Source organism: Brevundimonas sp. M20, assembly GCF_006547065.1.
GTDB lineage: Bacteria > Pseudomonadota > Alphaproteobacteria > Caulobacterales > Caulobacteraceae > Brevundimonas.
The window spans coordinates 2,569,482-2,584,344 of record NZ_CP041243.1 but is presented as its reverse complement, the minus strand read 5'-3'; the positions used below and the strand labels follow the sequence as shown (position 1 = coordinate 2,584,344).

Sequence of the window (14,863 nt, the reverse complement as noted above, 5' to 3'; positions counted from 1 at the left end):
TTGTCGCGGGGAACGGGCCGAACAGCGGCTCGGGAGTCACCATCCGTTAACCCTGCTTAAAGGGCAGTCGCGCGAGTGTGCGCGCGTATGTCCGCGGCCCGCACCACCAAGCGCATCCTGAAGTCGACCGTGGCCGTCGCCGCGGCCGGTACGGTCGCGCTCGCCCCGCTGGCGCCCCTTTACGCCCAGGAAGGCGGCGGCGCACTCGACCCGATCACCATCCGGATCGGAGCCAACGACACCTTCACGCGCGTGGAGTTCGCCGGCGTCATCGGCGCCCGCTCGCAGGTCCGGCGTGAGGGGAGCGCCGTCATTGTCCGCATCGGCTCGACCGCCGCGCCGGATGTATCGCGTCTCCGGGTCGATCCTCCGCGCGGTGTGGAGAAGGTCGAGACCCGCGCGGTGCGCGGCGGCACCGAACTGGTTCTGACGCTGGCCGAGGGCGCGGACATCCGCACCGGGTCGTCGGACGGCGCGGTCTTCGTCAACCTGTATCCTACGGCGCCCGAAGCGCCCTCGACCCCGTTGGCGCCCGCGCAGGCGGTCACGGTGCCGGTGGTCTCGCACGTCGGCCCCGACAAGGTGACGCTGGACTTCAAGTGGGATCAGCCGGTTCCCGCCGCGATCTTCCGGCGGGGCGATGCGGTCTGGGTGGTGTTCGACGCGCCGGGCCGCCTCAACATGGACGGCGCCAAGGATCTGGGACCGGCGACCGGGGCCCACTGGACCGCCGCGCCCGATCACGTCGCCGTCCGGATCGCCGCGCCGCGTGGCCTGCGGGTCTCGGCCGTCTCCAACGGCGCGACCTGGAGCGTGACCGTCGGCGGGCCCGCCTGGTCGGCAGGGGGCGTTACTGTCGATCGCGATGACACCGGTGAGCCGACGCTGGTCGCCCGCATGGCCGGGGCGACCCGGGCCATCTGGCTGACCGACCCTATGGCGGGCGACCGCTTCGCCGCCGTCACCGCCCGCGCGCCGGGCAAGGGTTACGCCGACAGCCGTCAGACCATCGACATGACCCTGTTGCCGACCGCGCATGGTCTGGCGGTCGAGACGATGGTGTCTGACCTGTCGGTCAAGGCGGACGGGGATCTGGTCACCCTGAGCCGTCCCGGCGGCCTGACCCTGTCGGCGCCGTCCGAGGGGCTGGAAGAGGCCAGCACCGAGCCGGGCGCGCCGCGCAAGGGCCAGTACCCCGGCCAGATCGTCGAGGGCTGGGAAAACACCGGCCATGCGGGCTTCTCCGCCCGCTATCGCGAGCTTCAGGACGCCGCGGCCCTCGAGACCGCCGCCGCGGGCGATGATCCGCGCGCGCCCATCGAGGCGCGGATGGCGCTGGCCCGGTTTTTGGTCGGCTCGGGCCTGTCGTTCGAGGCCATCGGCGTGCTGAACGCCATCGTCGCCCAGACGCCGAACATGCAGGGCGAGCCGGAACTGCGCGGTCTGCGCGGCGCGGCCCGGGCCTCTATCGGCCGTCTGGAAGAGGCGCAGGGCGATTTCGCTTCCGCCGCCGTCGCGGGCGATCCGGCCTCGGCTGTCTGGCGCGGTTACATCGCGGCCAAACAGGGCGACTGGGTGGCCGCGCGTCAGGCCTTCTCGGCCGGGGCCGGAGCGGTGGATGACTTCCCGCCGATCTGGCGCGCCCGTTTCGGCGCGGCCCACGCCGAGGCGGCGCTGGAGACCGGCGACCCCGAGGCGGCGCGCGCCCTGCTGGCCTATGTGTTCAGCCAGAACGCACCGGCTGCGGATCAACTGGTCGCCCGCAATGTGCAGGCTCGGCTATTTGAGCAGGACGGCATGGGCGACCGGGCGCTGGCCGTCTATCAGGCCGTCAGCCGCGCGCGGCTCGACAAGGTCGCAGTCCCCGCCAAGCTGGGGCTGATCCGTCTGTCGCTGGAACGCGGCACGATGAAGCCGGACGTCGCGGCCAAGGAACTTGAGGCGTTGCGTTGGCGCTGGCGGGGCGACGCGACCGAACTGGCCGTCATCCGCGAGTTGGGCAAGCTGTACCTGTCGCAGGGCCTGTATCGTGAGGCCCTGACCGCGCTGAAGGGCGTCAACGGTCAGATGCAGCGCCTCCCCGGCGCGGCGGACCTGTCGATGGACCTGTCCAATGCCTTCCGCATGCTGTTCCTGGAAGGCGGCGCCGATGGGTTGCAGCCCGTGCAGGCGCTGGGTCTGTTCTATGACTTCCGTGAGCTGACCCCGGTCGGCGCCGACGGCGACGAGATGGTGCGCCGCCTGTCGCGGCGTCTGGTCGATGTCGATTTGCTGGATCAGGCCGCCGAGCTTCTGAAGCATCAGGTGGATGAGCGTCTGGAAGGTGTCGCGAAGGCCCAGGTCGCGACCGATCTGGCCACCATCTATCTGATGGATCGCCAGCCGGAGAAGGCGCTGCAGGCGATCTGGAGTTCCCGCACGACCCTGCTGCCGACGGCCTTGAACAGCGAGCGTCGGGCGTTGGAGGCGCGGGCGCTGATGAGCCTGGGCCGTTATGATCACGCGCTGGAAGTGCTGGGAACCGATGCCTCGCCAGAGGCCAAGGCGGTGAAGGCCGAGATTTTCTGGAAGCAGGAAAACTGGGGCGGCGCCGCGAGCCTGTATGAAGGGGCGCTCGCCGACCGCTACAGCAACCCCGCGCCCCTGACCCTAGATGAGGAAGCCCGGCTGATCCGCGCCGGCGTCGGCTATTCGCTGGCGCGTGATGCGGCGGGGCTGGGCCGGCTGTCGCGCAACTATCGTCCGTTCGTGGCCGGAGCCCGCTCGAAGGTGGCACTGTCGATCGCGCTGGACGGCATGGGCGGTATGGAGGGGACTGTCTCGGCCGGCGACTTCGCCACGCTCAGCGCCTCGGCGGACACTTTCGCCGGTTGGGTGTCCGAGATGAAGGCGGACCTCAGACAGAGAACGGGCGGGAATCGCCCAGCAACCCCCGCCCGTCCCTGATTTCAGCGATGACGGCGCGCCCGAAGGCGCGCCGTCGTAATCCGCTTACTTGTTCACCGCATCCTTGAGCGGCTTCGACACGCGGAAGCGCACAGCCTTCGAAGCGGCGATCTGGATCGTGCCGCCGGTGGCCGGGTTGCGGCCTTCACGGGCAGCGCGGGCGGCGGTGTCGAACACGCCGAGGTTCGAGATGCGCACGTCGCCGCCGGCGACCAGCGACTTCTGGATGTTCTCGACGATCGCGGTCAGGACGCGGCCGGCGTCGGCTTGGCTGACGCCCGCGTCCTTGGCGACGGCGGCGATGAGTTCGGCTTGAGTAGTCATTGTGGGTCGTTTCCCGATTAAGTTCGCCCCGCGATTCAGGGGCGATGACGGACGGATCAACGCCGCTTTTTATCCGCATGGCAAGCGGCATTGCCGCTCTAAGCCCCGCAGGCTGGGGATTTACCCTCCGCCGGACGCGCGCTGGAAGCTCTCCACGAGGCTCCCGGCGACCAGTCTCCAGCCGTCCACGAGCACGAAAAAGATCAGCTTGAACGGCAGGGAAATCACCACCGGCGGAAGCATCATCATGCCCATGGACATCAGCACGCTGGCGACCACCAGATCGATCACAAGGAACGGAACGAAAAGGAGAAATCCGATTTCAAAGGCCCGCTTCAGCTCGCTGATCATGAAGGCCGGCGTGACCACGCGCAGGGGCAGGTCCACCGCCTGCTGCGGGGCCTCGATGTTGGACAGCCGGGTGAACAGGGCGAGGTCGTCCTGATCGACCTGCGACAGCATGAAAGTCTTCACAGGTTCTGATGCCGCATCGAAGGCCTGAGGCAGCTCCATCTGCTGGTCCAGCAGGGGGCGGATGCCCGAATCATAGGCGTCCTGCCACGTCGGAGCCATGACGATGGCGCTCAGAAACAGGGCCAGGGACACCAGAACCGCGTTGGGCGGCGACTGCTGCATGCCCAGCGCCGTCCGCAGCAGGGACAGCACGACCACGATCCGCACGAAGCTGGTCGTCATGATCACGATGGACGGCGCCAGCGACAGCACGGTCATCAGACCGACCAACTGGACGACCCGCTCGGTCAGGCCCGCGCCGGTGCCCAGATCGACATTGATCGCCGCTCCACCAGAAGCGACCTCCTGCGCCAGCGCGGCCAGCGGCCAGCACAGGCAGAGCAGGGTGGTCAGCAGCGACAGCAGGGCCGCACGCTTCAGCTCGGCGCGCGTCGGCATGCCGAACACGCCCTTCAGGCCCCTCACTTGCCCAGCTCCTGTCCGCGCGGCTCGATCAGTTCGCGGCCCTCGCCCAGCAGGATCAGGCGTTCCTCGCTGTCGATCTTGACCAGCACCAGCCGGCGGGCGGGATCGAGCACCAGCGTCTCGACCACCTGCATCCGGCGCTCTCCCCGCTCGGCGCTGAGGCGCGCCAGCAGCTGGGGCGCGTAGCGACGCGCCGCCCAGGCCGCCAGGCCGATAATGCCGAGGACGAAGGCGAGGGCGAAAACGGCCCTGAGCAGATCGAGAAAATTCATGCGACGGGCCCCGCCGGAGACTGATTCCGGCAGGGCAGATTTCGGCGATCATGGTTAACGTCGCGTTGAGATAACCTCTCATTAACCATGCAGGCGGCATTTTCTGCCCATCGAACCGTGGGCGATCCTCGCCCGGAGATGCGCCGCCCGTGGGCTTCACCGATCTTCCGCTGCTGGGCCAGATCAAGGGCCGCCTGAACTGGCTGGACCAGCGCCAGCGCGTCATCGCCGAGAACGTCGCCAACTCCGACACACCCGGCTACGTCGGCCGTGATCTGAACCAGCCGACGGACTTCGCCGCGGCCATGCGCAACGGCGGGGGCGTCCAGATGACCCGCACCAGCGCCATGCACATCGCGCCCGCCGGTCAGTCGACCCGGTTCGATACGGTCAGTTCGCCGGACTCTGAAACAACGCTCGACGGCAATGCGGTCGTGGTCGAGGAGCAGATGCTCAAGATGGCCGAGAGCCGCATGGCCTATGACGCGGCCATCGGGTTCTACCAGAAATCCATGCAGATGCTGCGCGCGGCGGCCCGTCCGCCCGGTCGCGGCTGATCGAGGGAGATAGTCGATGCCGGATCCCGTCCCGCCCCGGAACAACGCCATGGCCGTCGCGGCCAGCGCCCTGAAGGCGCAGCAGTCGCGCATGCGGGTCATCGCCGAGAACATCGCCAACGCCCAATCGACGGCCCTGACCGCGGGCGGCGAGCCCTATCGCCGCCAGATCCCCGTCTTCCAGGCGCGCGAGATCGACGGCGCGACCGGCGTGACCCTGGCCGAGGTTCGTCCCGATCAGGGCGACTTCCGCTCCGAGTACGATCCCTCGCACCCGGCGGCCAACGCCGAGGGCTATGTGCTGCGGCCCAACGTCGACACCCTGGTCGAGGCCATGGACATGCGCGAGGCGCAGCGCGCCTATGAGGCGAACCTGAACGTCATCGAGACGGCGCGGTCGATGGAGACCCGCACCCTCGACCTGATCAAGAGATAGGACTGAGCCATGAATCCCATGATGGCGGCCAAGGCCTATTCCGCGATCCAGGGCGGCGCCATGCCGGTCGCGCCGACGGCGGGTCCGCAGCAGTCCGGCTTCGCCGAGATGCTGACCAATGTCATGGGCGACATGACCCAGGCCACGCGCGGCGCCGAAAGCCAGATGGCCGCTTCGGTTCAGGGGCAGGGCAGCCTGATCGACGTGGTCACCGCCGTCAGCTCGGCCGAGGCGTCGCTGGAAACGGTCATGGCCGTCCGCGATCAGGTCATCTCGGCCTATCAGGAAATCATGCGGATGCCGATCTGACGACTTTGCCCGAGGTCAGCCTTCGATTGACACGACCGGCTGCAGGGCCGGGCCCTTGCGCTTGCGCCGCGACTTCAGCCAGCCGCGTATGCGGTTCTGGATCGGGGTGTCGATGACGGTGTGGAACAGGAAGGCGAAGACGAAAGCCGCCGCCACGCCCGCGAACCACATTCCCCACTGAACCGGCGCCGACAGGGCGTATTTCGCGGTCAGAACGTTGGCGACGCCGAACCAGGCGATGCGCACGACCTCATTGGTGATGAACATCGAGAACGAGACCTGCGCGGCCTTTTCGACCAGCTTCGACGGGCGCGGCGTCGGCGTGGCGCCGGCGGCCAGAATGATCGTCGAGATACAGGCCAGCGAGATCAGGGCGTGCTTGTCGAAATACTGGACGAAGGCCAGCAGCAGGGCCGCGCCGATCCCCGCCCAGCCCGCCAGTTTCGGCGCGATCCAGACCTTCTGGGCGAACCAGGCCAGCGACATGCCCAGCAAGAACAGCGGCAGGGCCCGGAAGAAGCCGAAGCCCATCGGCATCTGGTAGACCGGATAGCCCAGCAGGGCCCAGGTGAGCTGGTTCGCCATCAGATACAGGCCGATCCCCAGCGCCAGAACGCTCCACGGCCCCAGTCTGACCAGGCCGCGCAGGATCCAGGGGAAGGCCAGATAGCAGCCGATCAGGGCCGAGATCGACCAGCTCGGAGCGTTCCAGCCCAGACCGCCGTACACGCCGAACGCCTGAGTCAGGGTGACCTGCGCGGGCAGCTGGTCCCATCGGAACCACTCCGGCGCACGGGGCGCGAAGCCCATCATTCCGCCGAACACGACCAGCGAAACCAGACCCAGCGCCATGATCAGGTGAGCGGGCACGACGCGCAGGTAGCGCTTCAGGAAGAAGTCGCCCGCCGACATCGACCCGCGCGATACCGCCGCGCCATAGACCCGCATCAGCACATAGCCGCTGTCGATCAGGAAGAAGTTGGTCAGCAGGAAGCCGCCCCGCTCGAACACCGGGTGTACGCCTTCGGCCAGCGGAATCGGCGCCGACATCTGGAAGTGATGCAGGATGATGAGGCTGGCCACAATGAAACGCAGCGCATCCAGCCACCCGCCGCGAACGATGGGCGCTGTCTCATTTCGGGTCGAAATCGCTGTCCAGGGCATCGAACAGGCCTCCTTCGGGTCAAAACCCGCAAGGACCGCGCCGTTCCGCCGACTCTACTTCCGCGTCAGGCGGAGGAATTCTTCGCGGGTGCGCGGGTCGTCGCGCATCACGCCGCTCAGGTGGCTGGTGGTCAGGCTGGCGCCCGGCGCGTTGACGCCGCGCAGGGTCATGCAGCTGTGCTCGGCCTCGATGACCACGCCCACGCCCTGCGGACGCAGCACTTCCTCGATGGCCAGCGCGATCTCGGAGGTCATCTTCTCCTGAATCTGCAGGCGACGGGCGAAGCCGCGCACCACCCGGGCCAGCTTGGAGATGCCAACCACGCGGTCGGTGGGCAGGTAGCCGACGTGGGCCACGCCGACGACCGGCAGCATGTGATGCTCACAGGCGCTGACGAAGCGGATGTCCTTCAGCACGACCATCTGGTTGTAGCCGCCGACCTCCTCGAAGGTCTTTTCCAGATACTGGCGCGGATCGACCTCATAGCCCTCGTAGAGCTCACGATAGCTGCGCGCCACCCGCGCCGGCGTCTCCAGCAACCCTTCGCGGTCGGGATTGTCTCCGGCCCATTCGATCAGGGTGCGGACAGCGGCTTCGGCGTCGGCCTGGGTGATGCTCGGCTTGGTCATTGCCGCTTCATAGAGGGGCTCGGCCTGAAAGGGGAGGGCTGATCGAACCGCTCTCCCCCTTCATAACCCTGTCCAATCAACCGCGCTTGCGGCGGCCCTTCAGGGTCAGGGCGATGGCCGACAGCAGGAAGTAGAAGGCGCCGAAGGCTGCATAGGGCGCGACGGTGGCCGCCGTGGGGGTCATTGGGCCGGTCGCGCCGTAGATGAAGAAGCCGCCCGCCAGCATCGACTGGGCGCCGCTCAGCGCCATGGCCCACTGCGCGCCATACTCCCGCCAGCGCCGGAGGCCCGCGACCAGCTGGAGCAGGCCCGACAGAATGGCCCAGGCGCCGAAGACGCCGAGCACCAGATGCACGTTGATCAACAGGGCCGCCGCCACCGCGACGGTGACGATGCTGCTGACCCAGACGTTCAGGGCCTGTGGCGCATTCGCCCGGAAGCCGCCGTTGGCCTGTGCGTCCCGGGCGTTCGCGAGCGCGTCCCACGCCGGATAGAGCACCAGCAGTGTCCCGCTGATCACCGGACTTCCGTTGCCGATGGTGAAGGCGGCCAGCACCCAGATGATCGAGACGCCGGTTCGAAGCAGATAGTAGTTCCTCAGCGCGGTCGCGCTTTCATGCGGGGCGGGGGTGGTCGCGGCCATAAGGGCTCCGTGAGTGATTAAATTATGCTGCGACATTATATGCCGTGACATATATCTGGTTAGGCCCGCGCCGTCGGCTTGTCCATAGGAATATGTGTCGCGATATGTAATTTAACGACACTGTCGTCGTTTGAGGAAAAGCCCGTGTCCGCTTCCGGTCGAACCGTCACGCTGGATGAACAGCTGTGCTTCTCGCTCTACGGGGCCAGCATGGCGATTAATCGTGCCTACAAGCCGGTGCTCGACGCGCTGGAGATCACCTACCCCCAATACCTGGTGCTGAGCGCCCTGTGGGAAGGTGACGGCCAGACCATCGGCGCTGTGGCCGAACGGCTGGGGCTGGATTCCAGCAACGTCACCCCGCTGGTGAAGCGGATGGAGGCGGCGGGGCTGGTGTCCCGCCTGCGCAATCCGCATGATGAGCGTCAGGTGCTGGTGCATCTCACCGACGCCGGGCGGGGCATGCAGGCCCGCAGCGCCTGTCTGGGCCAGACCCTGTTCAGCGCGGCGGGCATGAGCGTCGAGCGGCTGGTGCGGCTGAATGCGGAGGTTCAGGCGTTCCGGGATTCCGTCGCGCAATTCGTCGCCGACCATCCTGACAACAAGGCGGCCTGAACGGGAAAGTTTGGGGCGGCCCGCGTCCGGTTAGGGTCTCGTTAACCACACGCCCGGCATTTCTTGCCCGGTTCGGCCGCGCGTTCTGCGGCCGCTGGAGCGTGGCATGAACGGCGCGGAAGTTCTGGATGTGGGTCGCGACGCCCTGTGGCTGACGATCCAGCTGTGCGCCCCGATCCTGCTGGTCGGTCTGGTCGTCGGCGTGGTCATCGGTCTGGTGCAGGCCCTGACCCAGATCCAGGAACAGACCCTGATCTATGCCCCCAAGATCATCGCCATCTTCGTTTCGCTTCTGCTGTTCCTGCCGCTGATGGGCGCCCTGCTGGGCGGTTTCATGCGGACCATCGCCGCGCGCATCGCGGGCATGTGATCGGCGCGTGGAGCCTTACGCCACATCTGAACAGGTCTGGCAGGGCGCGCTGATCTTCGCCCGCATCGGCGCGGTGCTGCTGATGCTGCCCGGCGTCGGCGAAAGCTATGTGCCGCCGCGCATCCGCCTGTCTTTTGCATTGGTGGTGACGCTCGCGCTCTGGCCTGTCGTGGCGGGCGCGCTTCCGGCCCTTCCGGCGACGCTGGGCGGCATGGCGGGCTGGGTCATCCGGGAGGTCGTCGTCGGCCTGATGATCGGCGCCCTTCTACGCAGCTTCCTCACCGCCCTGTCGACCGCGGGCGAGATCGTCTCGCTGCAGACCACGCTCAGCTTCGCCCAGACCGCCAACCCCCTGCAGGCCGCGCCGGGCACGACCATCTCGGCCTTCCTGATGCTGCTGGGCACGACCCTGATCTTCGCCACCGACACCCACCACCTGTTCATCGCCGGGCTGGTGGGATCCTATGACCTGATCGCGCCCGCGCGTCCCCTGATGACCGGCGACTTTGCGACGCTGGCGATCCGCACCCTGGGCGACAGTTTCGCCCTAGGGGTTCAGCTTTCGGCGCCGCTGCTGGTCTTCGCCCTGATCTTCAACCTGGCCTCGGGACTGGTCGGCCGTGTGATGCCGGCGTTCCAGATCTTCTTCGCGGCCGCCCCGCTCAGCGTGATCCTGGGGCTGTCCATTTTTGCTCTAAGTCTCGGCGTGCTCGGCACGGTCTTCATCGACCGCTACCGCGCGTTCGCCCAGATCTTCGCGGGAGGCGCCGGTGGCTGAAGGCGCCGATCCCGAGTCGAAAACAGAAGAGGCAACCCCACGAAAACTAGCCGATGCGCGGAAGAAGGGGGATGTCGCCAAGTCCATGGACGTCGGCGCGGCGGCGTCCCTGCTGGGGGCGGCGGCGGTGTTGCTGGGCGCCGGCGGCTATTTCGCCACCTCGATGGCGGAACAGTTGCTGCCGTTCATCGCCTCGCCCCACGCCATGCTCGGCGGGCTGGAGGCGGGCGCGGGCATCGAGATAGGCATGCACGCCCTGTGGGCGGTGACGCCCTTCCTCGGCGCGGTGATGCTGGCGACCATCATCGGCGGCGTCGGCGGCAACGTCGCCCAGTCCGGCCTTCTGTTCACCGCCGACAAGCTCAAGCCCCAGTGGAACCGCATCAATCCGCTGGAGGGTTTCAAGCGCATCTTCGGGCCGGACGGCCTGTTCCAGTTCGGCAAGACCTTCCTGAAACTGCTCGTCGTCAGCTTCATCTGCTGGATGGTGATGAAGCCGCATGTGCGGGAGTTCGAGAACCTGGCGGGCATGCCGCCCGCCGCCATCCTGCCGCTGGCGCGGGACATGGCCATCGTCCTGATGGCGGCGGCGATCATCTTCCTGGGCTTCACCGCAGGCGCTGACTACGTGTGGCAGCGCTTCCGCTTCGCCAAGCGCATGCGGATGTCGAAGGAAGAGCTGAAGGAAGACTACAAGCAGGCGGAAGGCGATCCGCACGTCAAGGCGAAGCTGAAGCAGATCCGCATGCAGCGCAGCCGTCAGCGGATGATGGCCAATGTGCCCAAGGCCACGGTGATTGTCACCAACCCGACCCACTACTCGGTCGCCCTGCGCTACGAACCCGATCAGGGCGACGCCGCGCCGGTTTGCGTGGCCAAGGGCGTTGACGCCCTCGCCATGCGCATCCGGGAAGTGGCGCGCGAACATGATGTGCCGATCGTCGAGAACGTTCCGCTGGCCCGCGCCCTTTACGCCGCGGTCGATGTCGATGAGACCATCCCGCGCGAACACTTCGAAGCGGCCGCGAAGATCATCGGCTTCGTCATGGGCCAGCGTCGCAAACGGTGACTGTTCACGGGTGTTAACGGCTCTCTTAACGGGTCGTTTACCACGTGCCCGGCATTTTCTGCCCAGCGGGTCGATTGAAGGTCCCGTGAGTATCGGGGCTAGGGCGCGTGGGCGGCTTCACGGCGGCGTTGCAGAAATTCGGGATCGGCCGGCTGGCCGTGGTGCTCGGCATCGCCGCCGGCGTCGCGGCGGTGCTGATCGCCGTCATGCTGCGCATCGGCCAGGCGCCGGACGCCCTGCTGTATTCCAACCTCGACCTGCGTGAAGCCTCTGAAGTCACGACCGCGCTGGACAGCGCCGGGATCAAGTACAGCGCCAAGGGCGACGGCTCGACCATCTTCGTCAACCGCGATCAGGTCGGCGAGGCCCGCATGCTGGTCGCGGGCAAGGGGCTCGTGACCTCGGGCAGCGTCGGTTACGAAATCTTCGACAACCAGTCCGTGCTGGGGCAGACCGAGTTCCAGCAGAACCTGAACGCCAAGCGCGCGCTTGAGGGCGAGCTGTCGCGGACCATCCTCGGCCTGCGCGGCATCCAGTCGGCGCGGGTGATGATCGCCCTGCCGGAGCGTCAGCTGTTCCAGTCTCAGGCGGCGGAGCCGACGGCTTCGGTGGTCGTCGGCGTGACCGGTGGTCAGCTCAGCGGCGCCCAGGTCCAGGCCATCCGCAACGTCGTCGCCTCGTCCGTGCCGAACATGAAGCCGGAGAAGGTCACCCTGACCGACACCTCGAACCGCACCCTAGCGGCGGGTTCCAGCGCTGACGGCTTCAGCGCGGCCTCAGCCGAAGAAGCGCGTGGCCAGACCGAGGCGCAGCTGCAGGCCCGGATCAAGGACATCGTCGAAGGCGTCGTCGGCGTCGGCGGCGCGCGCGTGCAGGTCACCGCCGAGATCGACCACGCCCGCTCGACCACCCAGGAGCAGCGCTTCGATCCGGACGGTCAGGTGGTTCGCTCGACCTCGACCAACGGCACGGAAAGCACCGACACGACCGGGGCGCCCGACGGCGGCGCGACCGCCACCAACAACATCCCCGGCGGTCAGGCTCCGGCCAACACCCCGCAGGGTTCGCGCGACACCCAGAACACCGAGACCACCAACTACGAAATCTCCAACACCACCACGACCACGGTGAAGGAAGCCGGCGAGATCAAGAAGCTGGCCGTGTCGGTTCTGCTGGACGGCAAGTGGACGCCCGGCGCTGACGGCGGTGAACCGACCTATACCGCCCGCACGGCGGAAGAGATCGCGCAGGTCAAGTCGCTGGTCGCGGCCGCTGTCGGCATCGACGAGACGCGGGGTGACAAGATCGAGGTTCTGAACGTTCGCTTCAACCGCGATGCGGTGGCGGGCGGTGAAGAGTCGGGCAACTCGCTGTTCAACTTCACCAAGGACGACATGATGCGCGGGATCGAGCTGCTGGTGCTGCTCGTCACCGGCGTGCTGCTGATCTTCTTCGTCCTGCGTCCGCTGCTGAAGGCCGCGACGGGCGGTGGCGCGCCGCAGTTGCAGGCCGCCGCGGCGGGCGGCATGCCGGTGACGGCGCTGCAGACCTCGATCGTCGGCGCCACGGGCGGCGCCGTGCCGCAACTGGGCGGCCCGTCCGACATGGAGCAGCGCCTCGACATCGCGCGCATCGAGGGACAGGTGAAGGCCTCCTCCGTCAAGAAGGTCGCCGAGTTCGTCGAGAAGCATCCGGAAGAATCGACCTCGATCATCCGTAGCTGGGTGCATGAAGGCTGATGTCCGGCGCCCGCATGGTCACCAAGAAGCCGGCTGTTGATGACATCCGGAAACTGACCGGCCCCGAGAAGGCGGCCGTCATCCTGCTGTCGCTCGGTGAGGAGCACACCCGGCTGTGGGAAGGTCTGGATGAGGAGGAGATCAAGGAAATCTCCCAGGCCATGGCCGGGCTCGGCACGGTCAGCGCCCAGGTCGTCGAGGAGCTGCTGGTCGAGTTTGTCTCGGGCATGACCGGCTCCGGCGCGGTCATGGGCAGCTATGAGCAGACCCAGAAACTGCTGGCCTCCTTCATGCCGGGCGATCGCGTCGACGCCCTGATGGAGGAAATTCGCGGCCCGGCCGGGCGGACCATGTGGGACAAGCTCGGCAATGTGAACGAGGCCGTTCTCGCCAACTATCTGAAGAACGAATACCCCCAGACCGTCGCGGTGGTCCTGTCCAAGATCAAACCGGACCACGCCTCGCGCGTCCTCACCAGCCTGCCCGAGGACTTCGCCCTGGAGTGCGTGCAGCGGATGCTGCGCATGGAGCCGGTGCAGCGCGACATCCTCGACAAGATCGAGCAGACCCTGCGCACCGAGTTCATGTCGAACCTGGCCCGCACGTCCAAGCGCGACAGCCACGAGCTGATGGCCGACATCTTCAACAGCTTCGACCGCCAGACCGAGGCCCGCTTCATCGGTGCGCTGGAAGAGCGCAACCGCGAGGCGGCCGAGCGTATCCGCGCCCTGATGTTCGTGTTCGAGGACCTGTCCAAGCTTGATCCGGGCGGCGTCCAGACCCTGCTGCGCGCGGTCGAGAAGGACTCGCTGGCGCTGGCCATGAAGGGCGCCTCCGAGACCCTGCGCGAGATGTTCTTCTCCAACATGTCCGAGCGCGCGGCCAAGATCATGCGCGAGGACATGGAATCGATGGGACCGGTCCGTCTGAAAGACGTCGATCAGGCGCAGATGGCCATGGTTCAGGTCGCCAAGGACCTCGCCGCCAAGGGCGAGATCATGCTGGTCGGCCAGGGCGGCGATGACGAGTTGATCTACTGACATGACCGTTCAGGCCGAAAGAAAACTCTTCTCCTTCGACACCGAGTTCGACGCGGGCGGCGAGGTCGTGCGCGCCTCCGCCTGGCGTCCGGTCAAGCATGCGTGGACGCAAGCGGAGGTCGAGGCCATGGTCGCCCAGGCGGCGCTGGAGGCGCGCGAAAGCGCCCTGGCCGAGGTCGCCAGCATCCAGGCCATGGCCCTGTCCTCGATCGGTCAGGCGCTGGCCTCCGCCGCGCCGGCCCTGACCCAGATCGCCCGGGCCCACCGCGAACAGGCCGCCGAGCTGGCCATGAGCGCCGCCCGTGTCGTCGCCGCCTCGGCTCTGGATCGTTTCCCGCAGGCTCCGCTGCAGGCCGCGCTGGAGACGTTGGGGCAGGAGATCGACGCCTCGCCCCGTCTGGTCATCCGCACCGGCGACCTGAACGACGAGACCCGCGAACGCCTGCAACAGATGGCCGCCGACGCCGGCTTCTCGGGCGTGCTGGCCTTCCGCGACGAGCCGGGTCTGCCTGTCGCCGCCTTCCGCCTGGAGTGGGCCGACGGTCGCGCCGACTTCGAGCCTGAAGCCGCCTTCGGCCGCATGGTCGAGGCCCTGAATTCCGCTTTGGCCGCCGAGGCCGGGCACGCTGAAACCCTGAACGACGGGAGGTTCTGATGCCCACCGACACCATGGCTCTGGAAGAGTTTTCCTCGGACAACAGCTTCCCCGCTCACGAGGACGTCACCGAGAAGTCGGCGCATGATCTGGCGCCGGTCTTCGACGTGCCGGTGAACATCTCCGCCGTTCTGGGCAAGGCCCACATGTCCGTCGCCCAGCTGCTCAAGCTGAACCGCGGCAGCGTGCTGGAGCTGGACCGCAAGGTCGGCGAGGCCATCGACATCTTCGTCAACAACCGTCTGGTCGCCCGCGGCGAGGTGGTGGTCGTGGAAGACCGTCTGGGCGTGACCATGACGGAAATCATCAAGACGGAAGACAGTGGCGCTTAAGCAATGCCGCGCAGCGGATTGCGCGGAAAGTGACGGCGACGCGGC

At 67.3% G+C, this 14,863-nt stretch carries 18 protein-coding genes; 12 read left to right on the top strand and 6 right to left on the bottom strand.

The features are described 5' to 3' along the window. The first annotated feature begins 87 nt into the window (after positions 1-87). Positions 88-2,946 (top strand): lipopolysaccharide assembly protein LapB, encoded by a 2,859-nt coding sequence (locus tag FKQ52_RS12795; RefSeq protein ID WP_141627535.1) that lies wholly within the window; start codon positions 88-90, stop codon positions 2,944-2,946. A 45-nt stretch (positions 2,947-2,991) separates the two neighbouring features. Here the strand turns inward: FKQ52_RS12795 and FKQ52_RS12790 are convergent, their stop codons facing one another. From FKQ52_RS12790 to FKQ52_RS12780, 3 genes are all read right to left on the bottom strand, one after another. Continuing rightward, positions 2,992-3,270, bottom strand: coding sequence for an HU family DNA-binding protein (locus tag FKQ52_RS12790; RefSeq protein WP_141627534.1), 279 nt, complete (start codon positions 3,268-3,270; stop codon positions 2,992-2,994). A 120-nt stretch (positions 3,271-3,390) separates the two neighbouring features. Next, positions 3,391-4,182: a flagellar type III secretion system pore protein FliP gene (fliP, locus tag FKQ52_RS12785; RefSeq protein ID WP_141628364.1), complete on the bottom strand. Its 792-nt coding sequence runs from the start codon at positions 4,180-4,182 to the stop codon at positions 3,391-3,393. A gap of 23 nt (positions 4,183-4,205) precedes the next feature. Then, entirely contained in the window at positions 4,206-4,481 is a 276-nt protein-coding gene (locus FKQ52_RS12780; RefSeq protein ID WP_141627533.1) for a flagellar biosynthetic protein FliO, read from the bottom strand. Positions 4,482-4,630: 149 nt separating this feature from the next. Between FKQ52_RS12780 and flgB the strand changes: the two genes are divergently transcribed. The 3 genes from flgB to FKQ52_RS12765 are packed head-to-tail and all read left to right on the top strand — an operon-like array spanning position 4,631 to position 5,783. After that, on the top strand, positions 4,631-5,038 hold the full coding sequence (flgB, locus tag FKQ52_RS12775; RefSeq protein WP_141627532.1) for a flagellar basal body rod protein FlgB: 408 nt from the start codon (positions 4,631-4,633) through the stop codon (positions 5,036-5,038). Between the two features lie 16 nt (positions 5,039-5,054). Beyond that, positions 5,055-5,474, top strand: a complete 420-nt coding sequence (gene flgC / locus FKQ52_RS12770; protein WP_370450961.1) for a flagellar basal body rod protein FlgC — start codon at positions 5,055-5,057, stop codon at positions 5,472-5,474. Positions 5,475-5,483: 9 nt separating this feature from the next. Then, positions 5,484-5,783: a flagellar hook-basal body complex protein FliE gene (locus FKQ52_RS12765; protein ID WP_141627531.1), complete on the top strand. Its 300-nt coding sequence runs from the start codon at positions 5,484-5,486 to the stop codon at positions 5,781-5,783. Positions 5,784-5,798: 15 nt separating this feature from the next. Here the strand turns inward: FKQ52_RS12765 and FKQ52_RS12760 are convergent, their stop codons facing one another. From FKQ52_RS12760 to FKQ52_RS12750, 3 genes are all read right to left on the bottom strand, one after another. Next, entirely contained in the window at positions 5,799-6,947 is a 1,149-nt protein-coding gene (locus FKQ52_RS12760) for an acyltransferase (protein WP_141627530.1), read from the bottom strand. Positions 6,948-7,001: 54 nt separating this feature from the next. Then, positions 7,002-7,577, bottom strand: coding sequence for a GTP cyclohydrolase I FolE (gene folE, locus FKQ52_RS12755; protein WP_141627529.1), 576 nt, complete (start codon positions 7,575-7,577; stop codon positions 7,002-7,004). Positions 7,578-7,653: 76 nt separating this feature from the next. Continuing rightward, positions 7,654-8,220 carry a DUF308 domain-containing protein gene (locus FKQ52_RS12750; RefSeq protein ID WP_141627528.1) on the bottom strand — a complete coding sequence of 189 codons (567 nt, stop codon included), beginning with the start codon at positions 8,218-8,220 and terminating at the stop codon, positions 7,654-7,656. Between the two features lie 210 nt (positions 8,221-8,430). Between FKQ52_RS12750 and FKQ52_RS12745 the strand changes: the two genes are divergently transcribed. The 8 genes from FKQ52_RS12745 to fliN all read left to right on the top strand — a co-directional run bounded on the left by FKQ52_RS12745 (position 8,431) and on the right by fliN (position 14,818). Further along, positions 8,431-8,835, top strand: coding sequence for a MarR family winged helix-turn-helix transcriptional regulator (locus FKQ52_RS12745; protein ID WP_141628362.1), 405 nt, complete (start codon positions 8,431-8,433; stop codon positions 8,833-8,835). A 106-nt stretch (positions 8,836-8,941) separates the two neighbouring features. Further along, complete coding sequence (fliQ, locus tag FKQ52_RS12740; protein WP_141627527.1) at positions 8,942-9,205, top strand: flagellar biosynthesis protein FliQ; 264 nt, start codon at positions 8,942-8,944, stop codon at positions 9,203-9,205. A 7-nt stretch (positions 9,206-9,212) separates the two neighbouring features. Then, complete coding sequence (gene fliR / locus FKQ52_RS12735) at positions 9,213-9,983, top strand: flagellar biosynthetic protein FliR (RefSeq protein ID WP_141627526.1); 771 nt, start codon at positions 9,213-9,215, stop codon at positions 9,981-9,983. Then, on the top strand, positions 9,976-11,052 hold the full coding sequence (flhB, locus tag FKQ52_RS12730) for a flagellar biosynthesis protein FlhB (protein ID WP_141627525.1): 1,077 nt from the start codon (positions 9,976-9,978) through the stop codon (positions 11,050-11,052). Before fliR ends, flhB begins: the two co-directional genes overlap by 8 nt. A 107-nt stretch (positions 11,053-11,159) precedes the next feature. Then, a complete protein-coding gene (fliF, locus tag FKQ52_RS12725) occupies positions 11,160-12,791 on the top strand; it encodes a flagellar basal-body MS-ring/collar protein FliF (RefSeq protein ID WP_141627524.1) in 1,632 nt (543 codons plus the stop codon). A gap of 14 nt (positions 12,792-12,805) precedes the next feature. After that, positions 12,806-13,831 (top strand): flagellar motor switch protein FliG, encoded by a 1,026-nt coding sequence (gene fliG, locus FKQ52_RS12720; protein ID WP_205750971.1) that lies wholly within the window; start codon positions 12,806-12,808, stop codon positions 13,829-13,831. 1 nt (position 13,832) lies between these two features. Then, positions 13,833-14,486, top strand: coding sequence for a flagellar assembly protein FlbE (locus tag FKQ52_RS12715; protein ID WP_141627522.1), 654 nt, complete (start codon positions 13,833-13,835; stop codon positions 14,484-14,486). Positions 14,487-14,500: 14 nt separating this feature from the next. Further along, positions 14,501-14,818 (top strand): flagellar motor switch protein FliN, encoded by a 318-nt coding sequence (gene fliN / locus FKQ52_RS12710; protein ID WP_370451063.1) that lies wholly within the window; start codon positions 14,501-14,503, stop codon positions 14,816-14,818. The last annotated feature ends 45 nt before the right edge of the window (positions 14,819-14,863 follow it).

Coding starts and splice junctions, on each gene's coding strand:
- FKQ52_RS12745 (WP_141628362.1), top strand. CDS start 8,431: ATGGCGATTAATCGTGCCTACAAGCCGGTGCTCGACGCGCTGGAGATC.
- FKQ52_RS12795 (WP_141627535.1), top strand. CDS start 88: ATGTCCGCGGCCCGCACCACCAAGCGCATCCTGAAGTCGACCGTGGCC.
- fliP (WP_141628364.1), bottom strand. CDS start 4,182: ATGCCGACGCGCGCCGAGCTGAAGCGTGCGGCCCTGCTGTCGCTGCTG.
- folE (WP_141627529.1), bottom strand. CDS start 7,577: ATGACCAAGCCGAGCATCACCCAGGCCGACGCCGAAGCCGCTGTCCGC.
- FKQ52_RS12790 (WP_141627534.1), bottom strand. CDS start 3,270: ATGACTACTCAAGCCGAACTCATCGCCGCCGTCGCCAAGGACGCGGGC.
- fliQ (WP_141627527.1), top strand. CDS start 8,942: ATGAACGGCGCGGAAGTTCTGGATGTGGGTCGCGACGCCCTGTGGCTG.
- flgC (WP_370450961.1), top strand. CDS start 5,055: ATGCCGGATCCCGTCCCGCCCCGGAACAACGCCATGGCCGTCGCGGCC.
- FKQ52_RS12780 (WP_141627533.1), bottom strand. CDS start 4,481: ATGAATTTTCTCGATCTGCTCAGGGCCGTTTTCGCCCTCGCCTTCGTC.
- fliG (WP_205750971.1), top strand. CDS start 12,806: ATGGTCACCAAGAAGCCGGCTGTTGATGACATCCGGAAACTGACCGGC.
- FKQ52_RS12715 (WP_141627522.1), top strand. CDS start 13,833: ATGACCGTTCAGGCCGAAAGAAAACTCTTCTCCTTCGACACCGAGTTC.
- FKQ52_RS12750 (WP_141627528.1), bottom strand. CDS start 8,220: ATGGCCGCGACCACCCCCGCCCCGCATGAAAGCGCGACCGCGCTGAGG.
- fliN (WP_370451063.1), top strand. CDS start 14,501: ATGGCTCTGGAAGAGTTTTCCTCGGACAACAGCTTCCCCGCTCACGAG.
- FKQ52_RS12760 (WP_141627530.1), bottom strand. CDS start 6,947: ATGCCCTGGACAGCGATTTCGACCCGAAATGAGACAGCGCCCATCGTT.
- FKQ52_RS12765 (WP_141627531.1), top strand. CDS start 5,484: ATGAATCCCATGATGGCGGCCAAGGCCTATTCCGCGATCCAGGGCGGC.